At 66.4% G+C, this 11266-nt stretch carries 11 protein-coding genes; 7 read left to right on the plus strand and 4 right to left on the minus strand.

Annotation, left to right across the window (positions count from 1 at the left end):
• Positions 1–8: 8 nt before the first annotated feature.
• Positions 9–2951: a type 2 lanthipeptide synthetase LanM family protein gene (locus B5X73_RS13325; RefSeq protein WP_079522080.1), complete on the plus strand. Its 2943-nt coding sequence runs from the start codon at positions 9–11 to the stop codon at positions 2949–2951.
• On the opposite strand, the gene B5X73_RS13330 is transcribed toward B5X73_RS13325, so the two are convergent.
• Positions 2867–3409: a phosphatase PAP2 family protein gene (locus B5X73_RS13330; RefSeq protein ID WP_036114058.1), complete on the minus strand. Its 543-nt coding sequence runs from the start codon at positions 3407–3409 to the stop codon at positions 2867–2869. The two genes, B5X73_RS13325 and B5X73_RS13330, sit on opposite strands and share 85 nt — an antisense overlap.
• Positions 3381–4541, minus strand: a complete 1161-nt coding sequence (locus tag B5X73_RS13335) for a glycosyltransferase family 4 protein (protein ID WP_079522081.1) — start codon at positions 4539–4541, stop codon at positions 3381–3383. The genes B5X73_RS13330 and B5X73_RS13335 overlap by 29 nt, the downstream gene beginning before the upstream one ends.
• 195 nt (positions 4542–4736) lie before the next feature.
• On the opposite strand from B5X73_RS13335, the gene gltX reads away from it, so the two are divergent.
• The 3 genes from gltX to B5X73_RS13350 are packed head-to-tail and all read left to right on the plus strand — an operon-like array spanning position 4737 to position 6949.
• Positions 4737–6140, plus strand: coding sequence for a glutamate--tRNA ligase (gene gltX, locus B5X73_RS13340; protein ID WP_079522082.1), 1404 nt, complete (start codon positions 4737–4739; stop codon positions 6138–6140).
• Positions 6133–6435: a hypothetical protein gene (locus tag B5X73_RS13345; protein ID WP_079522096.1), complete on the plus strand. Its 303-nt coding sequence runs from the start codon at positions 6133–6135 to the stop codon at positions 6433–6435. The genes gltX and B5X73_RS13345 overlap by 8 nt, the downstream gene beginning before the upstream one ends.
• A 40-nt stretch (positions 6436–6475) precedes the next feature.
• Positions 6476–6949 (plus strand): transcriptional repressor, encoded by a 474-nt coding sequence (locus B5X73_RS13350; protein ID WP_079522083.1) that lies wholly within the window; start codon positions 6476–6478, stop codon positions 6947–6949.
• A gap of 133 nt (positions 6950–7082) precedes the next feature.
• Here B5X73_RS13350 and B5X73_RS13355 read toward each other — a convergent pair whose 3' ends face one another.
• Positions 7083–9095, minus strand: a complete 2013-nt coding sequence (locus tag B5X73_RS13355) for a TonB-dependent receptor (protein ID WP_079522084.1) — start codon at positions 9093–9095, stop codon at positions 7083–7085.
• Between the two features lie 87 nt (positions 9096–9182).
• On the opposite strand from B5X73_RS13355, the gene B5X73_RS13360 reads away from it, so the two are divergent.
• The 3 genes from B5X73_RS13360 (at position 9183) to B5X73_RS21555 (ending at position 10904) form a co-directional block, all read left to right on the plus strand.
• Complete coding sequence (locus tag B5X73_RS13360) at positions 9183–9638, plus strand: MerC domain-containing protein (protein ID WP_043697621.1); 456 nt, start codon at positions 9183–9185, stop codon at positions 9636–9638.
• A gap of 37 nt (positions 9639–9675) precedes the next feature.
• Positions 9676–10644: a cation diffusion facilitator family transporter gene (locus B5X73_RS13365; protein WP_079522085.1), complete on the plus strand. Its 969-nt coding sequence runs from the start codon at positions 9676–9678 to the stop codon at positions 10642–10644.
• 95 nt (positions 10645–10739) lie between these two features.
• Positions 10740–10904 carry a 30S ribosomal protein THX gene (locus B5X73_RS21555; protein ID WP_079522086.1) on the plus strand — a complete coding sequence of 55 codons (165 nt, stop codon included), beginning with the start codon at positions 10740–10742 and terminating at the stop codon, positions 10902–10904.
• A gap of 67 nt (positions 10905–10971) precedes the next feature.
• On the opposite strand, the gene B5X73_RS13375 is transcribed toward B5X73_RS21555, so the two are convergent.
• A partial coding sequence (locus tag B5X73_RS13375) for an IS3 family transposase (RefSeq protein WP_139382782.1) occupies positions 10972–11266 on the minus strand: 295 nt, incomplete at its 5' end.

Below are 11266 nucleotides of genomic sequence, written 5' to 3' on the forward strand. Positions count from 1 at the left end.
CTCTCGCCGTGACGTCCTCCACGGACGCCGACGATTTCAGCGAATCGCTGGGCTGCCTGATCGCCGATGCCATGGTGGATCTTGCAGCCCGGCTCGCCGGGGTAGCCGGCCTGACGTGCGCCGAACGCGGCGTCGTCGCCGACGCGACGCGCGCTTCGCTGACGGAAGCGCTGCATGGCCGACTCGGTCGTGTCCTGTTGCTCGAGTTGCACGCGGCCGTCGAAGACGGCTTGCTCGTCGCTGCCGACAGCGCGGGCCGCTGGCACGAATTCATTGCGCGCTCGTCGACTCCCGCGTTCTGGGAGGAACTGACGACGCATTATCCGACGCTGATGGATCGCGTGAATCGCCTGGTGGAACAGCGTTGCGCAAGCGCGCTGACGTTCGCCACGCATTTCGCGACGGACCGCGAGGCGCTCGACGTATTTCACGGTAGCCCGCTCGGCGAACTCGTCGCCCTGGCGATCGGCGCAGGCGACAGCCACCGTGGCGGCAGAACCGTGGCGTTGCTCACCTGCGCCCGCGGCCGTATCGTCTACAAGCCACGATCGGTGGGCATCGACGCGGCCTTGTCCCGCTTTATCGAGCCACTCACTGCGCAGGGCGCGAGTCTTCGCGTACCGCCCGTTGTGGAGCGGGATGGATACGGTTGGGCCGCGTTCGTCGAACACCGCTACGCGGCCGACGACGGCGAACTGACCCATTTCTATCGCGGACTGGGCGAATGGCTGGCCGTCATGCGTCTGCTCGGCGGTAGCGATCTGCACGCCGAAAACCTGATCGCGCACGGTGCGCATCCGTTCGTCATCGACTGCGAGACGCTGTTCACGCCGCATCCGCCGGTCACACCCTCGGGCATGGGCCTGGCGCACGACCGCGCCGTGGGCATGGTCGAAGGCAGCGTTCTGAGCATGGGGTTTCTGCCGGGGCGCGGCGCGGCGTTGGCCTGGCGTGGCGTGGATTCGTCCGGCATGGGTGCCTTGCCGGGGCAGCAGCCCAGCGTGGAGGTGCCCGCCATCGTCGACGCGGGTACGGATCGCGCGCGGCTGGGCACCGTCATGGTCGAACCCGGCGGCGCCGCGAATCATCCGTCGCGCGCGCCCGCGCTGGCCGCGCACTGGCCGAAGGTCGTCGAAGGCTTCGATCAGGTGACCGCCTGGCTGCGCTCCGAGGACGCGGCGGGGAAACTGGCCGACCGGTTGCGCGCTTTTGCAGGTTGCGAAGTGCGTGCGGTCGTCCGGTCGACCGAGGTGTACGCCGAGCTGGCGCGCATGCTCTGGCACCCGGTGTCGCTGCACGCACGTGACGAAGCGACGCATCGCGCCGCCGCGTTATTGCGTCGGATGGGTCTGAACCGAGCGATTTCGCCCGATCGCGACGACGTGATCGCGGCCGAGATCGCCGACCTGCTCGATGGCGACATTCCGCTGTTTTCGACGATCGTTAGCGAAGGACGGCTATCGGGCCCTCGCGGCACGTCGTGGCTCGATCCCCGCGACCTCGCCGAGGATGCATTGCGACGCTGGCGCGAGGCAGATCTCGCGCTCGAACGTCAGGCTATCCGCGCCTCGCTGGCCAGCGCCTATGCCGACGGTGACCGCGACGAAGCGCATGTCTCCCTGCGACCGGTACGCCTCGCGTTGCACGATCTCGACCGCCGTCGCCGTCTGCTCGCCGCAGGTGTCATGAAAGACATCGTGAGGCGTGCGATCCGCGGTGACGATGGCAGCGTGGCGTGGATCGCTTCCGTGCTGGGTCCCAACGGGCGCAGCGTGCAGCCGATCGCGCAGGACGTATACGGAGGCATCGCAGGCATCGCGTTACTGGCTCATGGTTACACGCGCGAGCGCGATGCGGAGAGGGCGGACGATGTGGCGGAGATCGATGCGATCGCCGCGGCGGCGGTCGACACGATGCGATGGGCCGAAGCGCAGCTATGGGAGCGTCGTACCCATGTGGCGCGGCCGCGCCCGGTGCCTCCCGGTGGGTACATCGGTCTCGGCTCCCAGATCGCGTCGTGGCTGCTACTGGAGGCCTGGGGCGCGACGGCGGCGGGTGAGGGCGTCGAGCGGGCGCAGCGTCTCGCCGGACTCATCGCGGAGTCCGTCGCGGCGGACGATACGCGCGACCTGCTTACCGGCAGCAGCGGTGCGATCGCGCCGCTTCTTACGCTTCACGAGCGCACGAAGGATGCGAGGCACCTGACCCAGGCGGTGACCGTGGGCGATGCACTGATCGAGGCGGCGCGTCGGCAGGACGGCCGCGCCTGGTGGCCGCACGAGCGATGGCCCGATGGACTTGGCGGATTCGCCCATGGATCGACGGGCATCGGATGGGCACTGGCGAAGCTGGCGCAGGCGTCCGGACAGGATCGTTTTCTCGCGATGTCGCGGGCCGCGCTCGCGTTCGACGCCTCGTTGTTCGATCCGGTGACGGGTTGGCGCGACCTTCGTGGCGGCGACCCGGCGGCCGCGTGGTGCCACGGCGCGGTCGGTATCGGGCTGGCGCTGGCCGATCTGGATCCGGCACTGGATAACGCCGATCGGCGCGCCCAGTTCCGCGTCGCTTCGACGCTCGCCTGGCAGAACGGTATCGGTGGCGGTCATGGGCTATGCCACGGCGACATGGGGGCGTGGGAGCTGCTCGACATCGCCGTGCGCACGGGATTCGCTCCCGCAGGCTGCGACAGCGATACGCTGAAGGCCACGATCATCGGCAGCATCGAAAGCCACGGAGCCCGGTGCGGCAGGCAGAGTGAAGACCTGTCACCGGGCCTGATCGCCGGCCTGGGCGGCGTCGCGTGGCAGTTGCTGCGGATGCATCCCGAAAGCGCTCTGCCTTCCGTCCTGCTTCCGTCCTTCGCGAATCAGACCAGCACACGCTCCGCCCACAGCGACAACGTGCCGAGCCCGCCACCGATGACGGTCGCGGCGAGCACATCGCTGGGGTAGTGCAGACCGAGCACGACGCGTGAGGCACCGATGAGCGCGGCGAAGCCGATCAGGAAAGGTGCGAGCACCGGGTAGTGCGCGACGGCGACGACGGTAAACGAGACCGCCTGCAACGTGTGTCCCGACGGAAAGCTGAACTCATCCAGCGGGGGCACATGGGCTATCACGCCGGGACAGGTGCGGAAGGGGCGTGGGCGACGCGTCCAGCGCTTCAGTACGCGATAGAGCATCAGTGCGGTCAGTCCGGTGATCGCCATCTGGACCGCCACGGCCACACCGTGCCAGCCGCCGACGATCGCCATGACCGTCATGAGCGAATACCAGAAGACGCCATCACCGAGGCGGCTGATGGCGCCGAAGAAGATGCCGATCGCACGACGCGCGCCCCAGCGGTTGGCGGCGACGCACATGCGCCGGTCGAGGCTGGCCCTACGCGGCGACGGCGGTGCTGCGTTCATGGACGCTCTCCTCGGCCATTGATTGCATGATGGATTCGAACTCGGTAATGACCGAATCGGGGGACGAACCGGCAAGCGAGAGACGTGCGGCGCCGCCCATCGCCCGGCACGCGAGGATGTCCGCGCCGAGCGCCGCGGCGCGTTCGATCAGTCCGCCTTCGTTGCCGGGCGCGACGCGAATACCGTTCTGGCCGTTGCGAATGAATTCGCGAGCGGCGGCTTCCGCATAGGCCACGACGGGTGTCCCCGACGCCATCGCCTCGAGCACCACGTTGCCGAAGGTCTCCGTGAGGCTCGGAAAAACGAACAGATCGGCACTGGCGTAGTAAGCGGCCAGGTCGTCGCCGCGGCGGACGCCGGCGAAAATCACATCGGGATGGGCCGCCTCGAGCGCGGCACGCCCCGGACCGTCACCGACGATGACGCAGCGGGCTCCGGGAACGCGACGCTGCAGGGCACGGTAGGCATCGATCACGACGTGCAGGTTTTTCTCCGGCGCCACACGGCCCACGCTGAGCATGACCGGCGTATCCGGACCCGCGCCCCATGACGTGCGCAGGTCGTCGTTACGGCGTTCCGGATGAAAACGCTGCGGGTCGACAGCGCGGCGAAGCACGCGTACGTCGTGGACACCGAGGTCGTTGAGCTCACCGGCGAGCTGGCCCGTGGGCACCAGGGTGGTCTGCGCGCGACGATGGAACCGGGCGAGGTAGTTGCGTACGAACGGGGTCAAGGCGCCGAAACCGTAGTGGCCGACGTAGAAGTCGAAGCGCGTGTGGAAGCCTGTAGCGACGGGGATGCCGAGGCGGCGGGCGGCGCTTACCGCGCTCCATCCCAGCGGGCCTTCGGTGGCCACGTAGATCGCATCCGGGCGGTCCGACCGCCAGCGGCGCTCCAGGCGAAAGCGGGAGGGCAGGCCGAAGCGAAGGCCGGCATAGCGCGGGACGGCGGCACCTTCGACGGCGAGGACATCCATGCCCGCATCGGCCATGGCCGGCGTGTCGGGGTGGATCGGGCGAATGAGGTCGACGGTGTGTCCGTGGCGGACGAGTCCGCGGGCGAGAGACTGGACGGTAAGGGAGACCCCATTGACGTCCGGTGCATAGGTCTCGGTGACGATGCCGACTCGCATGGCGGTGCCCCTGTTGGCCTGAGCTTGGTCCAAGCTTCGCGCACAGGGATGTCGCGGGCATGATGGTGATATGACGCTGGCGTTACCGGAACGGGCCCGGCGATCAAGGCAAGCACGCTGTAGGGGATGACCTCGAAACCACCCTGGGGCCCGATCGGTTAAAATCCCGCCCTTGTCCGTCCGATGACCTCAACGATGACCGTCCGTACCCGTTTCGCCCCCAGCCCCACCGGCTACCTCCATATCGGCGGTGCCCGTACCGCGCTCTACTGCTGGCTGGAGTCGCGCCGTCGCGGTGGCGAATTCGTACTGCGCATCGAGGACACCGATCGCGAGCGCTCCACGCAGGAGGCCGTGCAGGCCATCCTCGACGGCATGCAGTGGCTCGGCCTTACGCATGACGAAGGTCCGTACTATCAGACGCTGCGCATGGACCGTTACCGCGAGGTGGCCGACCAGCTGCTGCGCGAGGGCAAGGCGTATTACGCCTACGAGACCAAGGAAGAGATCGAGGAGATGCGCAACGCGGCCATGGCCGCCGGGGTGAAGCCGCGTTACAACGGCTATTACCGCGACCGCAACGAGCCGCTGCGTGACGATCCGAATCGCGTCATCCGCTTCAAGAATCCGTCCACGGGTTCGGTGGTGTTCGACGACAAGGTGAAGGGGCGCATCGAGTGGTCGAACGAAGAGCTCGACGACCTCGTGATCTTCCGCTCGGACGGCTTCCCGACGTACAACTTCGCGGTTGTGGTCGATGACATCGACATGGGTATTACCGAGGTGATCCGCGGCGACGACCACGTCAACAACACCCCGCGCCAGATCAACATCTACAAGGCGCTGGGTGCGCCCGTCCCCGAATTCGCGCACCTGCCGATGATTCTGGGGCCGGACGGCCAGAAGCTTTCCAAGCGTCACGGTGCCGTCAGCGTCATGCAGTACCGCGACGACGGTTTCCTGCCGCATGCACTGCTCAATTATCTCGTCCGCCTGGGCTGGTCGCATGGCGATCAGGAAATCTTCTCGGTCGAGGACATGAAAACGCTGTTCGACGTCTCGGACGTCAACAAGGCCGCATCGCGCTTCGACGTGACCAAGCTCTCCTGGCTCAATCAGCATTACCTGAAGACGGATGACCCGGCGACGCTCGGGCCGGAACTGGCCTGGCACCTCGGCAAGATCGGTATCGACGCCTCGGCTGGCCCGAACCCCGCCGACGTGGTCGTGGCCCTGCGCGACCGCGTGCAGACGTTCAAGGAAATGGCCGAGCGCGCGAAGATCTGGTACGGCCCGATCGTCGAGTGGGACGACAAGGCCATCGAGAAACACCTGCGTACGGACACCGCGCCCGCCGCGCTCGAGAAGGCGAAGTCCGAACTCGCCGCTCTGCCTGAGTGGACGCCGGAAGCCGTACACGGCGCCGTCGAGCGCGTGGCCGCGGGCCTCGAACTGGGGATGGGCAAGGTGGCCGCGCCGCTGCGCGTGGCGATGACCGGCACGCAGGTGTCGCCGTCGATCGAACACACCATCTACCTGGCCGGTCGCGACGGTGCGCTGGCGCGCATCGACGAGGCGCTCGCCCGCGCTCGTGGATGAGATCCTGGCCAAGGCGATGCGGGGCGTCGATCCTGACGACCCCGGAGCCTTTCTGGCGATCTTCACGAACCTCATGGCCGCGATGCCATGGGGGCAGCTGATCCTCTGGCAGATCGTTTTCATCGTCGTCGGCGGCGTGCTGGGCTGGTGGCGCGGGCGCTTCGTCGCCGGCATCGTCGCCGCGCTGGTGCTGGGGCCGTTCGGCTGGGTGGTGCCTTTCATGCCACGCAAGCGGCCCCCGCCTTTACCGCCGCGTGGCGGTCCGCCCCCGCTGCCCCGGTCGAAAAAGCGCTGACGGGCCCTCATGTTAGAATGAGGGATACGAGGATTTCGATGTGACCACGCACGCCGCGCACAAGCACACGCACGAACACCATGACGATGCCCGCGGCATCGTCGCGGCGGTCGAACACGCCTCGCTGGAGCGCGGTCTGCGCCTGACGCCCCTGCGTCGTGAGGTGCTGGAACTGGTCGCGAGCGCGGGCAAACCCGTAAAAGCCTACGATCTGCTCGATCGCCTGCGCGAGAAGCACGGCAACGCCGCGCCGCCCACGGTCTATCGGGCGCTCGATTTCCTCCTCGAAAACGGCTTCATCCATAAGCTGGAGTCGATCAACGCTTACGTGTCCTGCCACCATCCGGCGGAATCGCATCAGGTACCTTTTCTGATCTGCGACAAGTGCCAGTGCGCGCAGGAAGTCTGCGACGAACGCGTCGCGGAGCTGATCGAGGCCCAGGCCAAAGCCCTGGGGTTCCGTCCGCAAGCGCAGACCCTCGAAGTGCACGGCATCTGCAAGAACTGCCGGTAACGCCCGGCTGCCCGACACCGCTGTAGGAGCGCGCCTGCGCGCGAAAAGCCGACGCAGCGAAGAAGCGGCAACCCACCATCGCTACGCAGGCTTTTCGCGCGCAGGGCGCGCTCCTACATGTTCTTTTTGTCGGTCAGAAGAACGCCCGCACCCCCACCGACACATTCCGCCCCGGCATCGGTGCCACATCCTTGAACAGCGACGTCGCCGGACGGGCGGTCTGGTTGGTCAGGTTGTTGCCGTCGACGAACGCTTCCCACTGGCTGCGTTCGTCGTTGACGAACGTCCATGCGAAGTGCGCATTGACCAGCGTGTAACCGGCGGTGTCGGTTTCGAACGCGGCGATCTTGTCCTGCTTCATGTAACGCACGGCGCCGAGGCTGGCGCGCAGGCTGTCGGCAGTCCAGCTCAGCGTGGAGCCCACGCGACCGGCGGGAATGCGCGGCACATTGCCGGCACCGTCGGACAGCGTGGCGCGCACCGTGTCGCCGAACACGCGCAGATCCCAGTTGCCCGACGTCCCCTTCGAAAGGTGGAACGTGGCTTCCGCTTCCGCGCCGCGGAAAGTCGCGTCGTTCTGCGACCAGATGCGGACCGGCAGGTCGTCCTCGACTTCGCCGGTGTCGGCGAGGTAGATGAAGTTCTTGTACTTGTTGTAGTAGACCGCGACCTTGCCCTCGACCACGTCACCGTGGAAGTGAAGGCCCAATTCGGCCTGGTTGGATTTTTCCTTGTTGAGGTCGCTGCCGATCTCGAAGGTGTTCGAGGCTTCATGCGGGCCATTGGCGAAGAGTTCCTCTTCCGACGGCGCGCGCTCGGCGTGGTCGAGGTTGAGCGACAGATGCCACTGGTCAGCAAAACGCCACGCGGCGCCTGCGGAAAAACTGTTCGGGTTGTAGTCGCGCCTGGCGCCGCTATCGGGCTGGACGGTCTGCTTGTCATGCCGCGCGCCAAGCTCGACCTTCACCGGCCCAAAGTCGCGCTGCTCGGTGAGGAATACACCGACGCCCTTGGTCGTCGTCGCGGGTACGAAGGTCTCTTCGCCCACGGCGGAGAACTGACGATGCTGGGTCTGCACGCCGAAGGCACCGTTCCAGCCCGCGAGTTCTTCGTGCGTGACGACGAGGCGGCCCTGGTTGCTGGTCGTCGCGAACGTCGTGCCCGGCGTATCGCCTTCGAACTCCACGTGCTGGTAAGCACCGTGACCGAGGTTGAACTCGATCTTCGCGATGCCGTCGATCGGCTGGATGAAGCCTCCCTTCAGGCTGTAATTGGTCTGCGCCATCTTGATGTGCACGGGATCTTCGCCCTCCGCCGGATCGCCTGGCTCGGCGGGGCTGCCGTAGAGATCCATGAAGCGCGAGACCGACAGGCCGAGGTAGCCCCACGATCCGAGCAGCGACGCGCCCACCGCGCCGGACGTGGTCTTCACCGCGCTGTTGGCGAGGGTGCCGCCCGGGATATCGTAATCCTCGTTGTCGCGATGCATGCCGTCGACGTGGATGGCGAACCTGTCGTTACCCGCGTCGAGGCGGAGCAGGCCGGTCTTACCGTCCGACACGGAATCGCTGCGCACTTCGGCGCGGCCGGCGAAACCGTTCTCCGGCGCTTTTTCCGGCACGCGGCCGTCGACGACGTTCACGACGCCACCGATCGCGCCGGAACCGTAAAGCAGGGTGGCGGGGCCCTTCAGCACTTCGATCTGATCGGCGAGGAACGGCTCGAGGGTCACCGCATGATCCTGACTGACATTGGATACGTCCTGCGACGACAGTCCATTTTCGAGGACGGCGACGCGGGGACCGTCGAGACCGCGAATGATCGGACGACCGACCGCCGTACCAAGTGCCGAGCTTTGTACGCCCGGAATCGCCGAGACGGTCTCGCCGAGCGACACGGCCTTGGCGTCATCGAGAGCCGAGCCGGCCAGTACGGCCACGGGAGCCACGATCTGGTCGGCGCTCTGGCCCAGGGGCACCGCGTTGACGACGATGGCGTCGAGCTTTTCGGCGTTCTTGCGCGATTTACCCTGGGGTTCTCTGGCGCTCGCGGGCGCCGAAGCATCCTGGGGAGCGTCTTCGGCCATGGCGGGGAGGGCGCTACCGAACGTGGTAGCCAGCGTCAGGGCGAGAAGGGTTCTGCGCATCGGGGTGAAACTCCGTGGTGTGTTTTGAGATGTTATAAAGTATCATTACTTGCCTGGACCCGTGCAAGAAGTCACGCTATGCATCCCATGACCGATCTCCCTCTCGAATCCGACGCTCAGCAAGTGCCCCGACGCTGGTGGCATGTGGCCGACCGCTTCGGCGCCACGGCCTCGTTCCTCTGCGCGATCCACTGCGCGGCGTTGCCCTTCGTGATCGCGCTGCTGCCTGTGCTCGGCCTGTCGTTCCTGGCCGATCATCGGTTCGAAACCGGCTTCGTCGCCTTCGCCTGCGTCCTTGCCTCGCTGGCCCTGATCTCCGGGTATCGGCGCCACCACCGACGTCTGCCGCTGGCCCTGGCGATACCCGGCCTGACCCTGCTCGTGCTCGGAGTGACCTTTCTGCACGGCGGGTCGCTCGTGGTGCACAGCGTGCTCGTGACCTGTGGCGGGCTGCTCGTCGCTTCCGCGCACTTCGTCAATCTCCGGGTCGACCACAGCGAGCATGCGGGCCATATCCACGGCCCCTCCTGCGCGCACCCGTGATTGTGTAACCGCGCCCCGAGCACCTAGCCTTTCGTTCATGGCACACGATCACGCACACGCCCACGGCCATTCCCATGGTCACGCGCATACCCACGACCACGACCACAGTCATGCCGCCGGCGGCAGCGAACGGAAGCTGCTGTTCGCCTTCGTTCTGACGACGCTGATGCTGGTGGTCGAAGCGGGTGGCGGCATCCTTTCCGGCTCGCTGGCGCTGCTGGCCGACGCCGGCCACATGCTGGTCGACGCGCTCGCCCTGCTGCTGGCGTTTCTCGGCGCGCGTTTCGCGGCGCGTCCGGCGGATGCTCAGCGCACGTATGGTTACGGCCGCATCGAGGTGCTGGCGGGCTTCGTCAACGCACTGACCCAGTTCGCGCTTGTCGCGTTCATTGTCTACGAGGCGGTGATGCGCCTGTTCAATCCGTCGCCGATCCTCTCCGGCGTGATGTTCGTGGTCGCCGCCGTGGGACTGGTGGCCAACGTGGTGGTGCTGCGCACGCTGCACGGCCACGACCCCGACGACGTCAACATCGCCGGCGCCAGCCTGCATGTGCTGGGCGACCTGCTGGGATCCATCGCCGCGGTGCTAGCGGCCCTGGCGGTGCGCTGGCTCGACTGGAACTGGGCCGATCCGGTCCTGTCGATCCTGGTTTCGCTGCTCATCCTGCGCAGCGCCTGGTCGCTGGTGCGACGTTCCGGCCACATCCTGCTCGAGGGCACGCCTGAAGGCGTCGATCTGGCGGACGTGAGAAGTCGGCTGGAGGGCCTCGATCCGGGCATCCTCAGCATCCACCACGTGCACATCTGGCAGGTCACCGCGGGCTCGCGGATGGCCACGCTGCACGCCGAACTCAAGCCCGGCGCCGATCCGGCCCGCATTCTCACGGTCATCAAGACGACCCTGAGCGAGCGCTGGCGGGTGGGGCACGCGACGGTCCAGGTGGACCCGGGTCATTGTCCGGACGACCTCGAGGGCTGCGGCCAGGACGGCCGGCACACTCACTGAACTGCCCGCCTGAACGGCTGGCGCTTGCCATTTACGCGGCCGCTGATACGATGACCGGCCGTTCCTCTCTACTTTTTCGAATCAAGGAGTTTCCCATGGGCAAGGGCGATCGTCGCACCCGTCGCGGCAAGATCTACCGTTCCAGCTATGGCAAAGCCCGTCCGCACGTCGACGTCGTCACCGGCGCCGCTGTTGCCAAGCCGGCCGCCGCCAAGCCTGCCGCTGCCAAGAAGGCAGCCGCGCCGCGCAAGAAGGCGTAAAGCCGTTCTTGCGTGAGACGAAAAGCCCCGCTTCGTGAACTGACCCCAAGAAGTTGGACAGTTTGAGCTAGGCACTCAAGGCCTGGGTCCGGTATTGCACCGGACTCAGGCCTTCTAGTTTCAGCTTGATGCGTTCGTGATTGTAATAGTGGATGTAGTCGTCGATGCCGCGCTTGAGCTCTTCGACGCTATCGAACTGGTTGAGATGGAAGTATTCGGCCTTCAGCGTGCCAAAAAAGCTCTCCATCGCTGCGTTATCAAGACAGTTACCCTTGCGCGACATGCTCTGCGTGACCGCCCGATCGGCCAACATCCGCCGGTAAGCTGGCTGCCGATACTGCCAGCCCTGATCGGAATGAAGC

Origin of the sequence: Luteibacter sp. 22Crub2.1, from assembly GCF_900167995.1 — a bacterium.
Lineage (GTDB): Bacteria > Pseudomonadota > Gammaproteobacteria > Xanthomonadales > Rhodanobacteraceae > Luteibacter > Luteibacter mycovicinus.

Bases quoted from the DNA above. Each gene is read 5' to 3' on its own strand.
- B5X73_RS13330 (WP_036114058.1), bottom strand. From the start codon at position 3,409: ATGAACGCAGCACCGCCGTCGCCGCGTAGGGCCAGCCTCGACCGGCGC.
- B5X73_RS13335 (WP_079522081.1), bottom strand. From the start codon at position 4,541: ATGCGAGTCGGCATCGTCACCGAGACCTATGCACCGGACGTCAATGGG.
- gltX (WP_079522082.1), top strand. From the start codon at position 4,737: ATGACCGTCCGTACCCGTTTCGCCCCCAGCCCCACCGGCTACCTCCAT.
- B5X73_RS13355 (WP_079522084.1), bottom strand. From the start codon at position 9,095: ATGCGCAGAACCCTTCTCGCCCTGACGCTGGCTACCACGTTCGGTAGC.
- B5X73_RS13360 (WP_043697621.1), top strand. From the start codon at position 9,183: ATGACCGATCTCCCTCTCGAATCCGACGCTCAGCAAGTGCCCCGACGC.
- B5X73_RS13365 (WP_079522085.1), top strand. From the start codon at position 9,676: ATGGCACACGATCACGCACACGCCCACGGCCATTCCCATGGTCACGCG.
- B5X73_RS21555 (WP_079522086.1), top strand. From the start codon at position 10,740: ATGGGCAAGGGCGATCGTCGCACCCGTCGCGGCAAGATCTACCGTTCC.